The sequence below is a fragment of the Phenylobacterium sp. LjRoot225 genome (genome assembly GCF_964252855.1).
In the GTDB taxonomy this organism is placed as follows: Bacteria; Pseudomonadota; Alphaproteobacteria; order Caulobacterales; family Caulobacteraceae; genus Phenylobacterium.
This window is the reverse complement of record NZ_CAXUPL020000004.1, coordinates 21,515-41,271: the sequence shown is the minus strand read 5'-3', so window position 1 is coordinate 41,271 and position 19,757 is coordinate 21,515. Positions and strand designations below refer to the sequence as shown.

Sequence of the window (19,757 nt, the reverse complement as noted above, 5' to 3'; positions counted from 1 at the left end):
CCCAATGGGGGCGCCGCTTGCGGGGCCGGGCCTGACGTCGCCCTGCGCGGTTGTTGTCCATCGGCCCGCGGCTATGGTGCGCGCCCAGTCCGGAGCGTCGCCTTGCCGTTTAAGTCCCGCCTTCTCGCGCTTGCCCTCGTCGCCGGCCTCGGCGGCTGCAGCACCCTGCCCGCGCCGGCGCCCGGCGTCCCCGCGATCGCCAGCCAGGCGCCTGAGACCACCGGCGTCGCCGCCCACGCCATGGTGTCGGCGGCCAATCCGATGGCGGTGGAGGCCGGCGTCGCGGTGCTGCGCCGCGGCGGCTCGGCGGTCGACGCCGCCGTCGCCGTGCAGGCCGTGCTGGGCCTCGTCGAGCCGCAGAGCTCCGGCCTCGGGGGCGGCGCCTTCATGGTCTACTATGACGCCCGCACCCGGGCGGTGACCGCCTACAACGGCCGCGAGACGGCGCCGGCGGGCGCGACGCCGGACATGTTCCTGGGATCCGACGGCAAGCCGCTGCCCTTCCCTGTCGCCGTGCTCAGCGGCCGCTCCACCGGCGCGCCCGGCGCGGTGGCCATGCTGTCGCTCGCCCACGCCCAACACGGCAAGCTGGCCTGGTCCGGCCTGTTCGCCGACGCCGAACGGCTGGCTGACCAGGGCTTTCCAGTCCCCCGGCGGCTCGCCGCCGCCGCCAATGCCCGCTACCCGCAATCCGCCGCCCCCGACGCGGTGCGCTACTTCACCAAGCCGGACGGGACCCGCATCCAGGCCGGCGACGTGCTCAAGAACCCGGCCTACGCCGACAGCCTCCGCCGCATCGCCGCCGAGGGGCCCAAGGGTCTGCTGGAAGGCCAGTTGGCCGAGGCCATCGTCGCGCGCGTCCGCGAGGGCGACCTGCCGGGCGCGCTGACCCTGCAGGACCTCGCCCAGTACCGGCCCAAGGCGGCGCCGGCGCTCTGCCGACCCTACCGGATCTATGTGGTCTGCCTGCCGCCCGCCCCAGCCGGGGGCCCCGCCGTGCTCGAGGCGCTGGGCCTCCTGGAACGCACCGACATCGCCGCCCACGGCCCCGCCGACCCCCAGGGCTGGTATCTCTTCGCCCAGGCCAGCCGGCTGATGTACGCCGACCGCGACCGCTACCACGGCGACCCGGACTTCGTGTCCGTGCCCGTGGAAGGGCTGCTCAGCCCGGCCTATCTCGACCAACGGGTCCGGCTGATCGGCCCGGCCGCCGGGCCCGCGCCAGCGCCCGGAACCCCGCCCGGCGCCCGCGTGCGCGCGCCGGACCGCACCCTCGAGCCCAGCGGCACCAGCCACATGGTCATCGTCGACGCCGAGGGGAACGTCGCCTCGATGACGACCACCGTGGAGAGCGTGTTCGGCTCCGGCCGCATGGTCGGCGGCTTCTTCCTCAACAACCAGCTGACCGACTTCTCCTTCTCGCCCAAGGACCCGGACGGGGCCCCTGCCGCCAATGCGGTCGCGCCGGGAAAGCGGCCGCGCTCGGCCATGAGCCCGACGATCGTGCTGGACCGCCGGGGCCGGTTCGTCGCCGCCATCGGTTCGCCGGGCGGCCCGGGCATCATCGCCTATGACCTGAAAGCCCTGATCGCGCTGCTGGACTGGAAACTGCCGATGCAGCAGGCCATCGACCTGCCCAACCTGATCGCCCGCAAGGACGTCTATGACGCCGAGATCGGCAAGTTCGCTCCCGGCGTGGTGGAAGGCCTCGCCGCGCGCGGCGTGAACCTGATCACCGGCACGGGGGCGGAGGGCTCCGGCCTGCACGGGATCGAGGCCACGCAGCAGGGCCTGCGCGGCGGCGCGGATCCGCGCCGCGAAGGCGTGGCGCGAGGGTTCTGAGCGAGGATCCTCCCCCTCAGGGCGCGACTGTTGCATATGCCGCAACGCCCCCTCCGTCTCGCCAGTTTACCCCGGACCGGACCGGCCAAAGGGCCGGATCCGGGGGCGATCCACCTCCCCCGCTACGCGGTGGAGGATCTGGGCCGAGATGCTCCACCGCATAGCGGGGGGGAGCTGTCGCGAAGCGACTGAGGGGGCGTTGCGGCATATGTGACAGCCCTGCCCTCAGGGAAAGCACCCTGTCCCCTACGCCCGCACCCGCACCCCGCGCGCCGACGCCGCCGGCAGGCGCAGCTCGAAGACCGCGCCTTGCGGTCCGGACTCCGCCAGCGTCAGGTCGCCGCCATGCGCCGCCGCCAGCTCGCGGGCGATCGCCAGGCCCAGCCCAGCCCCCTCCGGCCGGCTGGAGCCCGAAAAGGCTTGAAAGAGCCGTTCGCGCGAGCGCTCCGGCACGCCGGGCCCGTTGTCGGCGACACGCACGACGCTCACGCCGTCGACCTGGCCCGCCGAGACCCGGATCACGCCGGGAGCGGTGCGGTCGGTCTCGTGCTCGATCGCCTCGCGGGCGTTGCGCAGCAGGTTCACGAGGATGCGGTGCAGCTGGTCGGGATCGGCGCTGACCTGCTCGCCCAGGGCCACCTCGTTGGCCAGCCGCACGCCGTCGTCGGCGAGCCGGGCCTCCTCGCCCGCCGCCTCCACCGCGGGGCGCAGCGCCAGGACGCGCACTTCCGGTTCGGGCTCCTGGGTCTTGCCGTAGGTCAGCACGTCGGAGGCCAGCCGCACCGCCCGGTCCAGCGCCCGCTCCAGCCTCGGCAGGGCCTGGCTGACCTTGGGGTCCTTCAGCGCCGCCAGCCGCTCCGAGGCGATCTGGGCGCTGGTCAGCATGTTGCGCAGGTCGTGGTTGATCTTGGCCACTGCCTCGCCCAACGCCGCCAGCCGGGCGCGGGAATGCAGGGCGGCGCGCAGGTCGGCCTGCATCCGGTTCAGCTCCGCCTCGGCGCGGCCGATCTCGTCGCGACGGCCGGACAGCTCGACCCGGGCCTCGGGATCCTCCGGGTCGGCGCGGAACCGCTCCATCGCCCGGGTGATCCGCTGCATCGGCCGCACCAGGAACAGGTTCAGGGCCAGGTAGACGAAGACGCCGGTGATGGTGGAGACGAAGGCGGTGATGAAGACCTGCCGCCAGAGGTAGAGGGCCAGCGCCCGCTTCAGCTCGCCGTCGGAGGCCACGAACTCGACGAAGTCGGCCTTGCGGAACCGGGGCTCGGCCATCACCCGCACGCGCCGGCCGTCGGGCCCGAACAGGGTCTGGAAGGGCGCAAGCCAGCCGAGACCGGGGCCGTGCTGACGCAGGTCGACGAGGTAGGGCGCGCGCGTCTGGCCGGGCCTGGGACGGGCGAACACCAGCGAACGGATGCCGTCGACCGAGACCGCCACGATGTCGACGCCGGCGCCGTTCAGGAACTGGGCCTTCAGCTGTTCGCTGACCACCCGGTCGGGAGCGACCTCGGGCGCGAGGGAGGCGAGCTCGGCGGCGCGCACCCGGTCCAGCAGCCATTGACGTTCATAGGCCGCCAGCGACGGCGGCAGGGTGAGCGCGCCGCCCAGGGCGACGAACAGCACCGTCAGCACCAGCAAACGGGCGGAGAGACCGCCGGGCCAGAAGAATCGGCGCGCGAACGGTCTCGGATGCTCCTGCGGCGTGGGCGCGTCCGCCATACCTATCCCGTAATCCACCCAGCCCGCTTCGGCAACGCGGGCGGGATCTGGAATATGGGGCGGGCGGACCGGGTCAGGCGCGGCCTACCGCCTCGCGCACGTCGGCGAAGCCGTCGCGGCGAAGGCATTGGGCGAGCTCGCGCTTGATGCGCGTCACCAGGCCGGGTCCTTCATAGACCAGGGCTGAATAGAGCTGCACGGCCGAGGCGCCGGCGCGGATCTTGGCGTAGGCGTCCTCGCCGCTGGCCACGCCGCCGGCGCCGATCAGCACCAGCCGTCCGTTGGACGCCGCCGCGAACTCGACCAGCCTGCGGGTCGACAACGCCTTCAGCGGCGCGCCGGAGAGGCCGCCGGTCTCGTCGCGGAAACGCGACGTCAGGTCCGGGCGCGAGATGGTGGTGTTGGTGACGATGACGCCGGCCAGCCCGTTGGCCTCGACCGTCTCGACGATGGCCTCGACCTCGCCCTCTTCCAGGTCGGGGGCGACCTTGAGAAACATCGGGACCAGGCCTTCGCGCGGCAGGGCGTCGCGCGCCTCGGCCAGCCGGCCGAGCAGCTCCTGCAGCGCCGCCTTGGTCTGCAGGGCGCGCAGGCCGGGCGTGTTGGGCGAGGAAATGTTGATGGTGAAGTAGGAGGCCAGCCCCCAGAGCCGCGTCAGGCAGGCGACATAGTCGCCAATGCGGTCTTCGGAGTCCTTGTTCGCCCCGATGTTGGCGCCGACCACGCCCCTTGCACCCTTGGAGAATGGCCTGCGGGATTTCAGCCGACCGGCGAAGGCCTCCAGGCCCTGGTTGTTGAAGCCCAGCCGGTTGATCACCGCCTGGTCCTCGGTCAGCCGGAACAGGCGCGGCCGCGGATTGCCTGCCTGCGGCCTGGGCGTGACCGTGCCGCATTCGACGAAGCCGAAGCCGGCCCGCAGCATGGGGCCGAACACCTGGGCGTTCTTGTCGAAGCCGGGCGCCAGGCCGATCGGATTGGGCAGCTTCAGACCCGCGACCTCGATCGCCAGCATCGGATCGTCCGCCGCCGCGCGCGGTCCCAGCCCGGCCTGCAGGGCGCGGACGGCCAGGCCATGGGCGTCCTCCGGATCGAAGGCGTGCAGCACCTTGGTGGCGAGACCGTGCAGGGCGCTCACGCCAAATCTCCCATCTGGGGAACGCCGTCAGCGTCCAGCGGCGCTTCCGTTACGGCGATCACCCGGGCCGCGTCGAGCGGCGCGTACAGGTGCGGGAAGAGCGCGCCGCCACGGGAAGGCTCCCAGCGCAGCGCCTCGCCCAGGTCGTCAGCCTCGACCGCCAGGACCACCAGGTTCGGCTGACCATGGAAGTGGCGGCGGGCGGTCTCCTGCGCCTGGTCCGCGGTGGAGAGGTGGATGTAGCCGTCCTGCAGGTCGATCGCGGAGCCGGCGAACAGGCCCGACGTGCGGGCGGCGTCCCAGTCCGCCCGCGGCAGGATCTTGTAGATGCGGCTCAAGCGTCGCGCTCCGGATAGAAAAGCCCGTCGGCCACAGCCCGGCCGGCGGCGTCGAAATCAAAGATCGCGACCGCCGCTGGCGGGAAGGCCCGCTGGGCCCGGGCCAGATAGGCGGCCGGCGACGCGCCCTCGCGCAGCAGCCGCACGGTCAGGTCCTGAAGGCCGGGATTGTGCGCGACGACCATCACCACGCCGCCGTGTTCGCCGGCGTCCTCGCTGAGCTGGCGGATCACCCCGACCTCGGCGTTGTAGAGGGCAGGCAGGAAGCGGACGTCTGCGCCCGGCAGGGCGGCGCCGAGGAGCTCCCAGGTTTCGCGGGTCCGAAGCGCCGGCGACACCAGCACCACGTCCGGGCGAACGCCCATCGCCGCCAGGCGCTCGCCCATGGCCTTGGCCTCGCGCCGGCCGCGCGGCGCAAGCGCGCGATCGAAGTCGTCGCCGCTCGGCGCTTCGCCTTCGGCCTTGGCGTGCCGCAGCAGGATGAGCCGGTCCATGGATGCTCTCGCCCCCTCGTCCGCGCCTCTTAGAGCCTTTCAGGCTCGGGTGGAATCACCTGCGCCGCTCAGAAGGACCCCAAATCAAGAGTTTCAAGAGTTTAGAGCGCGTTTGACGGCGAAACCGGCGACGGCCGCGCTCCCATGCGCTGTCGCGGGACCAACATCGGCTGCGAAGCCATTGACACTGAAAGGGCTTGGCGGTCCAAGGCCCTCATGAGCGAAGCCGCCGCAGCGACCGCTGGCGCCGAGACCCAGGGCGGGACGATGAGGTTCCCGGCGAACAAGCCCTTGCGCCTGGACTCCGGCGCGAAGCTGGCCCCGCTGGAAATCGCCTACAACACCTACGGCCGGCTGAACGCCGACCGCTCGAACGCGGTCCTGGTGTGTCATGCGCTGACCGGGGACCAGCACGTCGCCTCCATCCATCCCACCACCGGCAAGCCCGGCTGGTGGACCCGGGTCATCGGGCCCGGCAAGCCGCTCGATCCGGAGCGCTACTTCATCATCTGCTCGAACGTCATCGGCGGCTGCATGGGCTCGACGGGCCCAGCCTCGATCGACCCCAAGACCGGCCAGCCCTACGGCCTCGCCTTCCCGGTGATCACCATCGCCGACATGGTGCGGGCCCAGGCCATGCTGGTGGAGGCGCTGGGCATCGAGTCCCTGTTCGCCGTGGTCGGCGGCTCGATGGGCGGGATGCAGGTGCTGCAGTGGGCGGCGGACTATCCGGAGAAGCTGTTCTCGGCGATTTGCATCGCCGGGGCGCCGCGGCACTCGGCCCAGAACATCGCCTTCCACGAGGTCGGCCGTCAGGCGATCATGGCCGACCCCGACTGGCGCGCCGGCGCCTACGAGCAGGCGGGCACGCGGCCGGAAAAGGGGCTGGCCGTGGCGCGCATGGCCGCGCACATCACCTATCTCTCCGAGGCCGCCCTGCAGCGGAAATTCGGCCGCGAGCTGCAGCGCGACGGCCTGTCCTGGGGCTTCGACGCCGACTTCCAGGTGGAAAGCTATCTGCGCCACCAGGGCCAGAGCTTCGTCGACCGCTTCGACGCCAACTCCTACCTCTACATCACCCGGGCGATGGACTATTTCGATCTGGCGGCCAAGCACGGCGGGGTGCTGACCGAAGCCTTCGCCAAGGCGCGTGCGGTGAAGTTCTGCGTGCTCTCCTTCTCCTCCGACTGGCTCTATCCGACCTCGGAGAGCCGCGACGTGGTGCGGGCGCTGAACGCCGCGGGCTGCCGCGCCAGCTTCGCCGAGATCGTCAGCGACAAGGGCCACGACGCCTTCCTGCTCGACGAGCCGCATCTGGACGCGTCCTTGCGCGGCTTCCTTTCGGCCCAGGCCCAAGCGCGGGGACTGGCGTGAGCGTCCCAACGATCGCCCTCTCCCCCCGGGGAGAGGGCCTGGAGCGCCCTGCATGAACGACCTGCGTGAGGACTTCCGGGAAATTCTGCGGCTGGTGCGCCCAGGCGCGCGCGTGCTCGACGTCGGCTGCGGCGAGGGCGACCTGCTGGAGCTCCTGACCCGCGAAAAGGGCGTCGACGGCCAGGGGCTGGAAATTGGCCAGGAGGGCGTCTCGGCCTGCCTCGCCAAGGGGCTGGCGGTGGTCCAGGGCGACGGCGACCGCGACCTCGACTACTTTCCGACCCAGGCGTTCGACTACGCGGTCCTGTCCAAGACCTTGCAGCAGATGCGCGAGCCGGCGCACGTGCTCTCCGAGCTGCTGCGCATCGCCGACCAGGCGGTGGTCTCGCTGCCGAACTTCGGCCACTGGCGGGTGCGCTGGGCGCTGGTCGCCAAAGGCCGGATGCCGGAGACCCGCGCCCTGCCCGAGCCCTGGTGGTCGACCCCCAACATCCACCTCTGCACGCTGCGCGACTTCACCGAGCTGTGCCGCGAGCTGGACCTGCGCATCGACGCCTGTTCGGCCCTGTCGGGCGGCAAGCCGGCGCGGCCGATCGATCCTGAGAAGCCGATCGAGAACTGGCGCTCGGAAAGCGCCCTCTTCCTGCTCAGCCACCGCGCCGCGCCGCCCCGCGCGCCGGCCCAGGTGGACCTGTTCGGCGAGGTCGCGCCGACTGACGCCGAGCCGACGCCGAAGCGGCGGGCGCGGGCGAAAGCCAAGGCCTGAGGCCGAAGCCGCGAGGCGACGGTCGACGCGGATCGACGGGTCGAGCGGCGTCTCATCGGCGCATCATCGGGCAATGATCGGCTCCACGCCCTGCCGGTTGGGGCGGCCGTGCGGTCTTCTAGCGGCGTGGCGCTGACATGCGCCGAGCCAAGAGGAACCGCAGCCATGCGTTCGCAAACCATCGCCTCCCTGATCGCCGCAGCCCTCGCGTTCGCAGCGACCCCCGCCGGCGCTTCGCCAGCCGACCAGATTTCCACCCGGATCAAAATTTCCGACCTCGACCTGCAACGTCCCGACGGCGCCCAGGCCGCTCTGCGCCGCATCAACACCGCCGCCCGCGCGATCTGCGGCGAGGAGCCGAACGTCCGCGACCTGAACCGGCAGGCCCTGACCACGGCCTGCGTGCGCAAGGCCGTGAACGCCGCCGTCGCCTCGGCGCGCAACCCGATGCTCGCCGCGGTGAACGGAACCCCCATCGTCACGACCACCGTGGCGTCTGCAGATTGAGCTTTCCAGCCACAGGCCTTCGCTCGACGGCGCCGCGGGACTATTGTCGCGGCGAACCCCTGGGAGTTGCGCCGGACATGAGCACGTCTGACGTCGAGCTGGAGGCGCGCCGCATCCAGCTCGCGAACGAGCCCGCGGTCGTCGTCGGCGACCTGCGGATCGAGCCCATGCTCCGGCGCATCGCCCATGCCGACGGCCGCGAGGAGATCGTCGAGCCGCGGGTGATGCAGGTTCTGGTCGCCCTGCTGAAGGCCGAGGGCGGCGTCGTCTCGCGCGACGATCTGCTGGAGTCCTGCTGGAACGGCGCGATCGTCGGCGAGGACGCCATCGAGCGCGTGGTCGGCCGCATCCGCCGGCTGGCGGAACGGTTCGAAGGCTTCCGCCTCGAAACCGTGACCAAGGTCGGCTACCGCCTCCTGCGGCGCGAAGAGAAGGCGGCTGGCGCGGCGGGTCCGTCGATCATCGTCCTGCCCTTCCTCAACATGAGCGACGATCCGCAGCAGGCCTATTTCAGCGACGGGATGACCGAGGACGTCATCACCGACCTGAGCAAGGTCTCAGCCCTTTCGGTGCTGGCGCGCACGACCTCCTTCTCGCTGCGCGAGGTCGCGGTGGGCGTGCCCGAGCTCGCCAGCCGGCTGGGCGTCAGCCATGTGCTGGAGGGCAGCGTGCGCAAGGCCGGCGGCCGGGTCCGCGTCACCGCACAGCTGATCGACGGCGCCACGGGCGCCCACCTCTGGGCCGAACGCTACGACCGGGCGGTATCGGACATCTTCGGCCTGCAGGACGAGCTGACGCGCGCCATCGTCGAGGCGCTGCGGCTGCACCTCCTACCCGAGGAGCGGGAGGCGATCGAGCAACGCGGCACCCATCATCCGGAAGCCTATGAGCTCTACCTGCTGGCGCGCCGGTACTATGTCGGCGGCGGCGTCGATTTTGGCGAGCTGCGGCAGCTGGAGGCGATCGAGCGGCTCTGCCGGCGCGCCGTGACGCTGGATCCGGACTACGCCCAGGCCTGGTCGCTGATCGCCGCCGCGCAGACCGCCCTGCTCTGCCATCTCGCCATTCCACGGGACGGCGGCCGGGAAGCGATCGAACGGGCGCTGGCGCTCGACCCGGATCAGGCCGAGCCCCACGCCATCAAGGCGCGCTACCTGCTGCAGGACGGGCAGATGGAGGCCGCACGCGAGGAGCTGGATATCGCGCTTCGGCTCGAACCGGACTCCGCCCTGGTGCGCGCGGTCGCCGGCCGCTTCTTCTACGCCGAGCGGGACTTCGCCGCGGCCATTCCCCACCTCGAATACGCTACCACCGCCAGCGAGATCTGGGCCGCGGAAGGCGGGCTTCTGCTCTCCAGCTACTGCGCCGTCGGCGACGCCGCCGGCCTGCGCGCCTCCGCCCAGAGGGTGCTGGCGCGCGCGGAAAAGGCGCTGGCCCGAGACATCGTCAGCCTCAGCGCCATCGGCTGCGCCGTCGGCGCCCTGACGGCGCTCGGCCAGGTCGAGCGCGCCCGGGCCCTGGTGGAGCGCGGCCTGCTCATCGACCCCGACAACTCGCGCATGCGCTACAACTTCGCCTGCGGCATGAGCGCCTGCGTCGGCGACTACGAACTGGCGGTCGAACTGCTGGAGCCCGTCCTCGCTCAGTGCGCCACAGGCCTTCTGCGCCACATCGCCCACGACCCGGACCTGGACCCCATCCGCGACGATCCCCGCTTCCAGGAGATGGTCCGGCGCGCCGGCGTGCGTCTGGGCTTGCCCCAGGCCTGAGCGCCGCTGAAGCGAGGCGGTCGTCGGCCGCAGGCGGCTAGCCCGCGATCGCCGCGTCGTCGCGATCGCCGGTGCGAATGCGCAGCGCCTGTTCGAGGTCCATGACGAAGACCTTGCCGTCGCCGATCTTGCCGGTGTTGGCGGTGCGCTGCACGGCCTCGACCACGGCGCCGGCGATGTCGGAGGACACCGCGATCTCCAGCTTCACCTTGGGCAGCAGCTTCACCTCGTACTCCGCCCCGCGATAGACCTCGGTCTTGCCGCGCTGGCGGCCGTAGCCGCGCACCTCGGTGACGGTCAGCCCCGAGGCGCCGGCCTCGGTCACCGCGTCGAGGACCGCGTCCAGACGGCTGGGCTTGATCACCGCAACAATCATCTTCATGGCGCGCGTCTCCGACTAGAGTTTGCAAAGGACAAGCTACGGGTTTCGCCGCCGGTCTCCAAGGCCGCCCGTGAGCGCCTCCGGGGAGAGATCGCCGCGGGAGAGGTCCCCACGGGAGACTGGCGCGGCGGCTCCGGGCGAGGGCGAGAGGACCGGCCGCACCGCCAGGCGCCGCACCCGCTGTGCGCGGGGCTTGACCGCGAAGGTCTGTTTGACGGCCTCCATCAGCACCAGGCCCGAGACTCCCGGCCAGATGCGCGAGCCCACCTGCTCGAACCCTTCGGCCCAGCGCGCCATCCAGGCGACCGGCGGCACATAGAGCGCCCGCGTCCAGCCCGACGGCTCGAGCTCTGCCTCGCGCAGCAGCTCGGCCAGCTGGGCGCGGCTATAGGGGCGGCCGTGGCCGAAGGGCGTCGTCTCGACATTGGCCCAGGGGCCGTGGCGCGAGGCGACCGCCACCACCACCCGGCCCGAGGGCGCCAGCACTCGCCAGACTTCGCGCAGCAGGCCGACCGGATCGGCGGCCTCCTCGATCGCGTGCACCACCAGGATCCGGTCGAAGAAGGCGTTGCCGAAGGGAAGCGCGTCCTCAGCCACCAGGCTGGTCAGATTGCCCCGTCCGCCCGGCCAGACCTCCACCCCCTGCTGGGCGGGCATGGCCGCGACCACCCGGCGGGCCCGGTCCTCCAGGCTGGCGAGGAAGGGCGTGGCGTAGCCCAGGCCCAGAACGTCCTGGCTGCGGGCGTCGCCCCAGGCCTCCACCACCTTGCGGGTCACCATCGCGCGCGCAGCGCGGCCGAGGTCGGAAGCGTAGAACTGACGAAGCTCGAGAACGTCCCTGCGCATTCAGACTCGCGGTTGTTTCATTTGGCGCCGGCGGCTCGAGCCTCCAGGGGCTCGACCCGGGGGGTCGGCCAACCTAAATGCTTGGGCCTCGGCTGTCGTACAGGAGAAACTTAGGGATGCCCCTCACGGTCCACCAGTTTCCCTGCCTGGAAGACAATTACGGATTCCTGGTTCGCGATGAGGCCTCGGGCCTCGCCGCCTGCATCGACACCCCCGACGCCGGCGCCATCCTGCGCGAGCTGTCGAAGCTGGGCTGGACGCTCGCCCTGATCCTCAACACCCACTGGCACCCCGACCATGCCGGCGGAAACCAAGAGGTCAAGGCCGCCACCGGCGCCCAGGTCGTCGGTCCGGCCGAGGTCACCCGCCTCACCAGCCTCGACCGCGAGGTGCGCGGCGGCGACCACGTGATGCTCGGCGAGACCCGCTTCGAGGTGATCGAGTCCGGCGGCCACACCCTGGGCCACGTGGCCTACCATGACGCCGCCGACCGCATCGCCTTCGTCGGCGACACCCTGTTCGCCCTGGGCTGCGGGCGGCTGTTCGAAGGCCAGCCGGACCAGATGTGGGCGAGCCTGCAGCGGCTGGCCGACCTGCCGGACGAGACCCGGGTCTATTGCGCCCACGAGTACACCGCCGCCAACGCCCGCTTCGCGCTCTCGGTCGACGACGATCCCGCGGTCAAGGCCCGCGCCGGGGCGGTGTTCGCCGCCCGCGAGCGCGGCGAGCCGACGGTGCCCACCACCATCGGGCTGGAGAAGGCCACCAACCCCTTCCTGCGCGCGCCTCAACTTGCGGAACGGGTCGGCGCCGCCGGCGAGCCCGACTTCAAGGCCTTCGCCGCCGTGCGCGCCGCCAAGGACGTCTTCAAGGGCTGATCCCGGCTGTCGCCGAAGCTAGCGGTTCGCGGCCTGCTCGGCGGCGGCGACGATCCGCTCGGACGAGGGACGCCCGGCGAGACCCTGGGCCGGGGCGACGGTGATCTGCAGCCGGCCGCCGGACAGCTGGACGCCCGGCCGGCGACCTTCCTCCAGCCGCACCTGCCGGACGCGGGACAGGATCTGGGCGGCGTCCGGGCGGCGCGCCATCCGCGCCACCGCCTCGCTGGCCACGGCGGCCGCGTCGGCGATCAGGGCGGACGAGGCCGGGGTGGCGTCGGCGTTGAACGAGATCAGCCGGCGCGCCGCGCGACTGGCGCGCGCGCTGGACTGAGCCAGGCGCTCCAGCAGCGCCTGCGGCCCGAGCGGCTGGAGCCGCAGCGGATTGCTGGCGCCGGACAGGGCCGCCGCCGAGCCGCTCGGGCGCTGGTCGGTGAAGATGGTGACGCCGCCCAGCCGGGTGGCCCGCAGCACCGACTCTCCCAGGTCGTTCTTGTAGATGGTGTCGCCGCGCGGCCCGGGCTTGGCCTGCAGCGCCCAGACCTCGGGGCTGTTGTCGAACTTCAGCAGCACCCGGCCGGCCTGGGTGCGGTCGACCACGAAACCGTCGCCGTCCTCCGAAACGTAGCGCGCCACCGGCGGCGCCCGGAACTGGCGGGATTCAAAGCCCTCGTGGCCGAACAGGCCCTGACGGAGATTTTCCGGCGCCGCCCATGCGGGACCGACGCACGCGGAGGCCATGAGCGCCGCCGCTGCGAACATGGCCCTACAATTCGCGCGTGGGTCGCCCGTCATGACTCCATCGTTGATGCCGTCCGACTGGGGCGCTTTTTGGACGTGGGTACGGCGTTCAACCGCCCATGAACTGGCCGCCGTTGATGGTCAAGGTGGCGCCGGTCACATAGCCCGCCCGTTCGCCGGCCAGGAAGGAAACCACATCGGCGATCTCCTCGCCACGGCCAAGTCGTCCGACCGGGATCTGGTCGATGATCGACTGCAGCACCTTCTCCGGCACCGCCTGCACCATCTCGGTGTCGATATAGCCCGGCGCGATGGCGTTCACCGTCACCCCCTTCTTGGCGTTCTCCAGGGCCAGCGCCTTGGTGAAACCCAGCATGCCGGCCTTGGCGGCGGAATAGTTGCTCTGGCCGATCTGGCCCTTCTGGCCGTTGATCGAGGAAATGTTGATGATCCGTCCCCAGCCGCGCTCGCGCATGCCTTCGATCACCTGGCGGGTCATGTTGTAGAGGCTGTCCATATTCACCCGGACGACCTCGCCCCACTGCTCCGGCGACATGCGGTGGAAGACGGTGTCGCGGGTGATGCCGGCGTTGTTGACCAGCACGTCCACCGGGCCGAGTTCGGCCTCGACCTTGGCGATCGCGCGCTGACAGTCCTCGAAGACCCCGACATTGCCCTTGACCACCATGACGTCGAACTCCTTGGCGCAGGCCTCGGCGGCGGCGTCGTTGCCGGAGTAGCCGGCGGCGACCTTCATGCCGTCGGCTTTCAATCGCGCCACGATCTCATGGCCGATCCCCCGGGTTCCGCCCGTCACGAAAGCCACTCTCGCCATGCGCCTGCTCCCTGAATTGGGCCGGCGCCGCCGTGCGGCCCCTGACCTCAGTTCGATTTATGCAGATTTTCTACACAGACTGCGACACCCATACCGCCACCAACACAAAGGGTGGCGAGACCCTTGGTTGCCCCGGTCCGCTTCAACTCATGGAGAAGGGTGGTCAAAATCCGGGCGCCAGAGGCGCCGATGGGATGGCCGATGGCGATCGCCCCGCCGTTCACGTTCACCTTGGCGGGATCCAGCCCCAGCTCGCGCACCACGCAGACCGCCTGGGCGGCGAAGGCCTCGTTGGATTCGATGAGGTCGAGGTCAGCGATCGACCAGCCGGCCTTTTCCAGCGCCTTGCGGCTGGCCGGGATCGGGCCGGTGCCCATGATTTCCGGCTCCACCCCGGCGTGAGCCCAGGAGGCGATGCGCGCCAGCGGCTTCAGCCCACGCGCCTTGGCCTCGTCGGCGGTCATCAGCACCATGGCCGCGGCGCCGTCGTTGAGCCCCGACGCGTTGCCCGCGGTCACCGAGCCGTCCTTGGTGAAGGCAGGCCTCAGGCCGGAGATGCTGTCGATCGTTACGCCGTGGCGGATGTATTCGTCCTGGTCGACCACCGTCTCCCCCTTGCGGGTCTTGATGGTCACCGGCGCGATCTCGTCGGCGAACCGGCCGGCCTTCTGGGCCGCCTCGGCGCGGTTCTGCGAGGAAACGGCGAAATTGTCCTGGTCCTCGCGCGTGATCTGCCAGCGGGCGGCGATGTTCTCCGCGGTCTGGCCCATGTGGTAGCCGTGGAAGGCGTCCCAGAGGCCGTCCTTGATCATGGTGTCGACCATGCCGAATTCGCCCATCTTCACGCCGTTGCGCAGCTGGGCGGCGTGCGGCGACTGGCTCATACTCTCCTGGCCGCCGGCGACGACGATCCTGGCCGAGCCGTCCTGGATCTGCTGGGCGGCCAGGGCGACAGCCCGCAGGCCCGAGCCGCAGAGCTGGTTCAGCGACCAGCCGGGCGAGGCCGCCGGCACCCCGGCTTTGAACGCCGCCTGTCGCGCGGGGCCCTGGCCGGCGCCGGCCTGCAGCACCTGGCCCAGGATCACCTCTTCGACCTCGGCCGCGGAAATCCCCGCCCGCTCGACGGCCGCCTTGATGGCGATCCCGCCGAGTTCGTGTGCCGGCAGGCTGGACAGCGCGCCATTGAAGGAGCCCACGGGCGTGCGGGCGGCGGAAACGATGACGATGTCGCTCATCTATGAACTCCTCGGCAGGGCGTTGGCTGTCACGCGGGCGTGTGGCGACCCAGGTCGAGGGCGGCACGTCCGTGAGCAGGGCGAAGGCTGAGAACGTCAGCCATTTGATATTAAGCTCGCATCCGCGATACTGCACTGCAGAATGCGGTCACGAACCGGCGACCGCCGAAAAACTAAGGACTTGGGATGGCGAGCACCCCGGAGACCGGCGCTCCGCGAGACGAGCGGGTGGTGATCAAGAAATACGCGAACCGCCGGCTCTACAATACCGCGTCCTCCTCCTATGTGACCCTCGAGCACCTCGCCGAAATGGTGAAGAAGGGGGTGGATTTCGTCGTCTATGACGCCAAGACGAACGAGGACATCACCCGCACGGTGCTGACCCAGATCATCTTCGAAGAGGAGAGCCAGGGTCAGAGCCTGCTGCCGATCCAGTTCCTGCGGCAGCTGATCGGCTTCTACGGCAACTCCATGCAGGCCTTCCTGCCCAGCTATCTGGAGCTGTCGCTGTCGACCTTCACCCAACAGCAGGAACAGCTGCGCAACCAGTTGGCGGCGCTCGGCCAGACCACCGGCATCGCGCCTGGCATCGGTACGGGCATCGGCATGGGCGCCTACGAAGAGCAGATCCGGCAGAACCTCGCCCTCTTCGACCGGGCGATGAAGATGTTCTCGCCCTTCGCCTTCGCCAAGCCCGGCGAGGCCGCCGGCTCTGCGCCGCCGCCCCCGCCGTCCTCCCCGGCCGCGAAGGCCGAGCCGGTGCAGGACGACGCGGTCGCCGACCTGCGCAGGCGCATGGAAGAGATGCAGGCGCAGATCGAGAAGCTGGCCTCGAAGAGCTGATCGAGCCGAGCGCTTCCGCAAAAGCGGCGTCCGCTGTTGCGATCGGAACGCGCTCGACCGTTCGCACGGTCGCGAGCGTTTCTTAACCCTCGCCCCCCAGGATGGCGGCCCGATGAGCTCTTCGATCGACCCCATTCGCCGCGCCGCGCGGCTGCGGCGCGCCGCCCACACCGAAACCGAACGTGCGCAACAGGCCCATGAGGCCGAGCGCCCCGGCCTGCCGGTTCCGGTGGACAGCCCGCAGACGATCCCGCCGCGCGCCGAGACTCCGGCCAGCGGCGCCACCTTCGACGCTCACCTGCTCGGCCAGGACGGCCAGAAGCGCGGCCTGCGCGCGGGCCCCACGGCGATCGACAACGCCTCGGCCAGCTACAATCGCATCGAATGGTCCGGCGCCAAGGACCGCCGCGCCCGCAAGGGCCGCATCGCCAAGACCGAGATCTGACGGCCGGCGATTGCTGCCGAGCAGAAATCGCCTCGGCGCGCGCCTTCACTGGCGCGCCTCCTAGGGACAAGCCTGGCGCAAGTCTTGCTGCGCGGCGGGCATGCAGCTCGCCTACCGCATCCTTGACATCGCCGTCGTCGCCCTGATCTTCACGGCGTTCACGTAATTGGACCCGGGTGCAGATCGAGGCCGGTCGAGGGTCGAAGGCGCCGCCTAACCCTCTTCGACCATGCCCGGATTGCGGGCGCGCGACTGCAGCCAGATCACGCCCATCAGGTCGGATACCGAGGCCCAGAGGCGGCCCAGGTTGGTGTACTTCGACCGGCCGGTCTGGCGGTGACGATGGTTCACGGGCCGGAACGCCGTGCGATAGCCCTCACGCAGCATCAGCGCCGGCAGGTAGCGGTGGATGTGGTCGAAGTAGGGAAGCCGCAGGAAGGCCTCGCGGCGGAACGCCTTCAGCCCGCAGCCGGTGTCGTTCGCCGTGTCCTTCAGGAGCCGCCGGCGCACCCCGTTGCCGATCCGCGAGCCGATCTTCTTGGCCCGGCTGTCCTGTCGCTTGACCCGCTCGCCGCCGACCAGCGCCAGCTCGGGCGGACCGGCCATGAGGGCGTCCACCAGCGCAGGACCGTCGGCCGGGTCGTTCTGGCCGTCGCCGTCGAGGGTGACGATGATCGCGCCGCGCGCGTTCAGGACCCCCGTGCGGATGGCCCGGCTCTGGCCGGCGTTCTTCGCGTGGCTCAGCACCCGCAGTTGCGGGATCTCGGCGGACAGCGCCCCCAAGACCGCGCGCGTGGCGTCACGGCTGGCGTCGTTGACGAAGATCAGCTCGAAGCTGCGACCGGCGAAGGCCCTGGCCACCTCGCGCGCCAAGCCGGGGGCGGCGCCCTCCTCGTCGAAGACGGGAATCACCACGGAGATGTCGGGCGCCTGAGCCATCGCCTTCCCATAGCGGAAAAGGCTGATCAGGAAAGGATCGTGCTATCAGGCGGCCCATGATGCTCGATGCTCAACTGGCGCGGTTCAGCCGCGGCTGGCGCGGTCCTGCGGTGGCTGCCTTCATCGCCTTCCTCGCGGGATTGCCGGGGATGCTGGCCGTCCCGCCGCTGGATCGCGACGAATCGCGCTTCGCCCAGGCCACGGCGCAGATGCTCGAGACCGGCGACTTCGTGGTCATCCGCTACCAGGACGCGCCGCGCTTCAAGAAGCCGGTCGGCATCCACTGGATGCAGGCCGCGAGCGTCTCGCTGTTTTCGGATCCCGAGGCCCGGGCGATCTGGGCCTACCGCATCCCCTCCTTGCTCGGGGCGATGCTGGCGGCCGCCGCCTGCGCCTGGGGGGCCGCGGCCTTCTTCGGCGCGGAGGGGGGCCTTCTCGCCGGGGTCATGCTGGGAACCACCCTGCTGCTCTCCACCGAGGCGATGATCGCCAAGACCGACGCCGTGCTGTGCGGCGCGACCACGCTGGCGATGGCGGCGCTCGCCCGCATCTACGCCGCCGCCCGCGACGGCTCGCCCGCGCCGCGCAGCGCCGTCTGGCTGTTCTGGGTGGCGATCGGGGTCGCCACCCTGGTGAAGGGCCCGATCGGGCCGATGGTCGTCGCGCTCGCCATCGTGCTGCTGGCGATCCTCGACCGCCGGCCGGGCTGGCTCGTCGGCATGAGGTGGTGGTGGGGGCTGATCGTCGTCGCCGTCATCGTCGGCCCGTGGGCCGGCGCCGTCACCGTGGCCACCGACGGCGCCTTCTGGAGCGCCGCCCTGGGCGGGGACCTCGGGTCAAAGCTGGTGAGCGGCCAGGAGACCCATGGCGCGCCGCCCGGCTATCACACCCTGCTGGCGCCCCTGCTGTCATTCCCGATGACGCTGATGCTGCCGGCGGCCGCGGTGGTCGGCTGGAAACGCCGGCGCGAGCCGGGGGTGAGGTTCGCCCTGGCCTGGCTGATCCCCGCCTGGCTGGTGTTCGAGGCCATGCCGACCAAGCTGGTGCACTATCCGCTGCCGACCTATGGCGCCCTGGCCTGGCTGGCCGCGGCCGCCCTCGTCCAGCCGCTGGGTCCGCGCGTGCGCTGGACCGGCGCGGGCCTGGGCCTGCTGTTCGGCGGGCTGCTGGCCGCCGCCGCCCTCTATGTGCTTGCGACCTATGGCGACCCGAGCGCCACGCCAGCCGCCGTCGCCGCCGCCCTGCTGTTCATGGCCGCCGGCCTGGCGGGCGCCTGGCTGCTGGCGCGCGACCGGCCCCGCGAGGCGGTGGCCGCCGCCCTCGCCTGCGGCGTGCTGGGCCACGCAGTGCTGCTGGCGGGACTGGCGCCCCGGCTCGCGCCCCTGTGGCTCTCGGCGCGCACCGAAGCTGCGATGGAGCGCGCCAAGCTGCTGCCCCGCCAGGGGATCGCGGACGCGCCGGTGGCGGTCGCGGGCTACGCCGAACCGAGCCTGGTCTTCGCGCTCGGCACCGCGACCGAGCTGGACGACGCCGAGGAAGCCGCCCAGGCCATCGCCGAAAATCGCCCGGCCGTGGTGGAAGGCCGCCAGGACGCCGCCTTCCGCGCGGCCCTGAGGGCCGCCGGGGCGGTGGCCGTGCAAGTGGGCGAGGTGAAGGGGTTGGACTATTCCAACGGCGACCCGATGTCCCTGCGGATCTATGAAGCCCGCGGAACCGTCGAACAGGGAGCGCCGCCGTGAGCCGCCGCATTGAAATCGTCGAGGTCGGGCCCCGGGACGGGCTGCAGAACGAGAAGGCGCTGCTGGACGTCAGCCAGAAGCTCGAGTTCATCCACCGGCTGGAAGAGGCCGGCGCGCAGCGGATCGAGACGGTCTCCTTCGTCAATCCGAAGCGGGTGCCGCAGATGGCCGGCGCGGAGGAGATTTCCGCCGCCCTGTCGCCCTATGCCGGCCGCTCGCGCATCGGCCTGGTGCTCAACGAGCGCGGCTGGGACCGCTGCGTCCAGGCCGGCTGCGACGAGGCCAATGTGGTGGTCTGCGCCACCGACGGCTTCGGCATTCGCAACCAGGGCGCCTCGGTGGAGGAACAGCTCGCGGCCTTGCGGGCGATCGCCGCCAAGCGCGAGCTGAACGGCGGCCCTCCGATCAGCGTCACGATCAGCGTCGCCTTCGGCTGCCCCTTCGACGGCGAGGTCTCTGACGAACAGGTGTTGAGGATCGTCCGGGTCGCCGACGAGCTGCAGTTGCCGGAGGTGGTGATCGCCGACACCATCGGCGTGGCCGATCCCTGGCTCGTCCGGCGCCGCATCGAACAGGCGCGCATGGCCGCGCCGAACGCCAGGCTGCGGATGCACTTCCACGACACGCGCAACACCGGCCTTGCCAACGCCTTCGCCAGCGTCGAGGCCGGGGTCGACATCCTCGACGCCAGCTGCGGCGGCCTGGGCGGCTGCCCGTTCGCGCCGAACGCCACCGGCAACATCGGCACCGAGGACCTGGTCTACATGCTGGAGCGGGCGGGCTTCACGACCGGATATGACCTCGACAAGCTGATCGCAGCCGGCCGCTGGGTGTCCGGCCTGCTCGGCAAGGCCCCTGTCGCCGCGCTCGACCGCGCCGGGCCTTTCCCGGCGAGGGCTTAGCCGCCAAACCTCCGTGTCATCCCGGAAA

20 protein-coding genes are annotated in these 19,757 nt (G+C 71.1%); 10 read left to right on the top strand and 10 right to left on the bottom strand.

Going from position 1 to position 19,757, the window contains the following annotated elements; all coding sequences use genetic code 11:
* The first annotated feature begins 102 nt into the window (after positions 1-102).
* Entirely contained in the window at positions 103-1,842 is a 1,740-nt protein-coding gene (ggt, locus tag ACSQ2B_RS20245) for a gamma-glutamyltransferase (protein WP_436052703.1), read from the top strand.
* Between the two features lie 246 nt (positions 1,843-2,088).
* On the opposite strand, the gene ACSQ2B_RS20240 is transcribed toward ggt, so the two are convergent.
* From ACSQ2B_RS20240 to ACSQ2B_RS20225, 4 genes are all read right to left on the bottom strand, one after another.
* On the bottom strand, positions 2,089-3,561 hold the full coding sequence (locus tag ACSQ2B_RS20240; RefSeq protein WP_436052701.1) for a sensor histidine kinase: 1,473 nt from the start codon (positions 3,559-3,561) through the stop codon (positions 2,089-2,091).
* Positions 3,562-3,634: 73 nt separating this feature from the next.
* Positions 3,635-4,696: a quinone-dependent dihydroorotate dehydrogenase gene (locus tag ACSQ2B_RS20235; RefSeq protein ID WP_436052700.1), complete on the bottom strand. Its 1,062-nt coding sequence runs from the start codon at positions 4,694-4,696 to the stop codon at positions 3,635-3,637.
* Complete coding sequence (locus tag ACSQ2B_RS20230; protein WP_436052698.1) at positions 4,693-5,034, bottom strand: DUF952 domain-containing protein; 342 nt, start codon at positions 5,032-5,034, stop codon at positions 4,693-4,695. The genes ACSQ2B_RS20235 and ACSQ2B_RS20230 overlap by 4 nt, the downstream gene beginning before the upstream one ends.
* Complete coding sequence (locus ACSQ2B_RS20225; protein WP_436052696.1) at positions 5,031-5,528, bottom strand: SixA phosphatase family protein; 498 nt, start codon at positions 5,526-5,528, stop codon at positions 5,031-5,033. Before ACSQ2B_RS20225 ends, ACSQ2B_RS20230 begins: the two co-directional genes overlap by 4 nt.
* 216 nt (positions 5,529-5,744) lie before the next feature.
* Between ACSQ2B_RS20225 and metX the strand changes: the two genes are divergently transcribed.
* From metX to ACSQ2B_RS20205, 4 genes are all read left to right on the top strand, one after another.
* Positions 5,745-6,902, top strand: a complete 1,158-nt coding sequence (metX, locus tag ACSQ2B_RS20220; protein WP_436052694.1) for a homoserine O-acetyltransferase MetX — start codon at positions 5,745-5,747, stop codon at positions 6,900-6,902.
* A gap of 52 nt (positions 6,903-6,954) precedes the next feature.
* Complete coding sequence (gene metW / locus ACSQ2B_RS20215; RefSeq protein WP_436052693.1) at positions 6,955-7,668, top strand: methionine biosynthesis protein MetW; 714 nt, start codon at positions 6,955-6,957, stop codon at positions 7,666-7,668.
* Between the two features lie 165 nt (positions 7,669-7,833).
* Positions 7,834-8,175: a UrcA family protein gene (locus ACSQ2B_RS20210; RefSeq protein WP_436052691.1), complete on the top strand. Its 342-nt coding sequence runs from the start codon at positions 7,834-7,836 to the stop codon at positions 8,173-8,175.
* A gap of 77 nt (positions 8,176-8,252) precedes the next feature.
* Positions 8,253-9,944: a TPR end-of-group domain-containing protein gene (locus ACSQ2B_RS20205; RefSeq protein WP_436052689.1), complete on the top strand. Its 1,692-nt coding sequence runs from the start codon at positions 8,253-8,255 to the stop codon at positions 9,942-9,944.
* A gap of 37 nt (positions 9,945-9,981) precedes the next feature.
* Here the strand turns inward: ACSQ2B_RS20205 and ACSQ2B_RS20200 are convergent, their stop codons facing one another.
* Both ACSQ2B_RS20200 and ACSQ2B_RS20195 read right to left on the bottom strand, forming a co-directional pair.
* Positions 9,982-10,326: a P-II family nitrogen regulator gene (locus ACSQ2B_RS20200; protein WP_436052688.1), complete on the bottom strand. Its 345-nt coding sequence runs from the start codon at positions 10,324-10,326 to the stop codon at positions 9,982-9,984.
* 36 nt (positions 10,327-10,362) lie between these two features.
* On the bottom strand, positions 10,363-11,172 hold the full coding sequence (locus ACSQ2B_RS20195) for a class I SAM-dependent methyltransferase (RefSeq protein ID WP_436052687.1): 810 nt from the start codon (positions 11,170-11,172) through the stop codon (positions 10,363-10,365).
* 116 nt (positions 11,173-11,288) lie between these two features.
* On the opposite strand from ACSQ2B_RS20195, the gene gloB reads away from it, so the two are divergent.
* On the top strand, positions 11,289-12,050 hold the full coding sequence (gene gloB / locus ACSQ2B_RS20190) for a hydroxyacylglutathione hydrolase (RefSeq protein WP_436052686.1): 762 nt from the start codon (positions 11,289-11,291) through the stop codon (positions 12,048-12,050).
* Positions 12,051-12,068: 18 nt separating this feature from the next.
* Here gloB and ACSQ2B_RS20185 read toward each other — a convergent pair whose 3' ends face one another.
* From ACSQ2B_RS20185 to ACSQ2B_RS20175, 3 genes are all read right to left on the bottom strand, one after another.
* Positions 12,069-12,791: a DUF4908 domain-containing protein gene (locus tag ACSQ2B_RS20185; RefSeq protein ID WP_436052684.1), complete on the bottom strand. Its 723-nt coding sequence runs from the start codon at positions 12,789-12,791 to the stop codon at positions 12,069-12,071.
* 109 nt (positions 12,792-12,900) lie between these two features.
* Complete coding sequence (locus ACSQ2B_RS20180) at positions 12,901-13,626, bottom strand: beta-ketoacyl-ACP reductase (RefSeq protein WP_436052682.1); 726 nt, start codon at positions 13,624-13,626, stop codon at positions 12,901-12,903.
* 47 nt (positions 13,627-13,673) lie between these two features.
* Positions 13,674-14,861, bottom strand: coding sequence for an acetyl-CoA C-acetyltransferase (locus ACSQ2B_RS20175; protein WP_436052680.1), 1,188 nt, complete (start codon positions 14,859-14,861; stop codon positions 13,674-13,676).
* Positions 14,862-15,047: 186 nt separating this feature from the next.
* Between ACSQ2B_RS20175 and phaR the strand changes: the two genes are divergently transcribed.
* Both phaR and ACSQ2B_RS20165 read left to right on the top strand, forming a co-directional pair.
* The gene (gene phaR / locus ACSQ2B_RS20170; protein ID WP_436052678.1) at positions 15,048-15,704 is read left to right on the top strand and encodes a polyhydroxyalkanoate synthesis repressor PhaR; all 657 of its coding nucleotides are present in this window, start codon (positions 15,048-15,050) and stop codon (positions 15,702-15,704) included.
* A 112-nt stretch (positions 15,705-15,816) separates the two neighbouring features.
* Positions 15,817-16,149, top strand: coding sequence for a hypothetical protein (locus tag ACSQ2B_RS20165; protein WP_436052677.1), 333 nt, complete (start codon positions 15,817-15,819; stop codon positions 16,147-16,149).
* Positions 16,150-16,362: 213 nt separating this feature from the next.
* On the opposite strand, the gene ACSQ2B_RS20160 is transcribed toward ACSQ2B_RS20165, so the two are convergent.
* On the bottom strand, positions 16,363-17,088 hold the full coding sequence (locus ACSQ2B_RS20160) for a glycosyltransferase family 2 protein (protein WP_436052675.1): 726 nt from the start codon (positions 17,086-17,088) through the stop codon (positions 16,363-16,365).
* 56 nt (positions 17,089-17,144) lie between these two features.
* Between ACSQ2B_RS20160 and ACSQ2B_RS20155 the strand changes: the two genes are divergently transcribed.
* Positions 17,145-18,827, top strand: a complete 1,683-nt coding sequence (locus tag ACSQ2B_RS20155; protein WP_436052673.1) for an ArnT family glycosyltransferase — start codon at positions 17,145-17,147, stop codon at positions 18,825-18,827.
* Positions 18,824-19,729 carry a hydroxymethylglutaryl-CoA lyase gene (locus tag ACSQ2B_RS20150; RefSeq protein ID WP_436052671.1) on the top strand — a complete coding sequence of 302 codons (906 nt, stop codon included), beginning with the start codon at positions 18,824-18,826 and terminating at the stop codon, positions 19,727-19,729. The genes ACSQ2B_RS20155 and ACSQ2B_RS20150 overlap by 4 nt, the downstream gene beginning before the upstream one ends.
* Positions 19,730-19,757 lie beyond the last annotated feature (28 nt).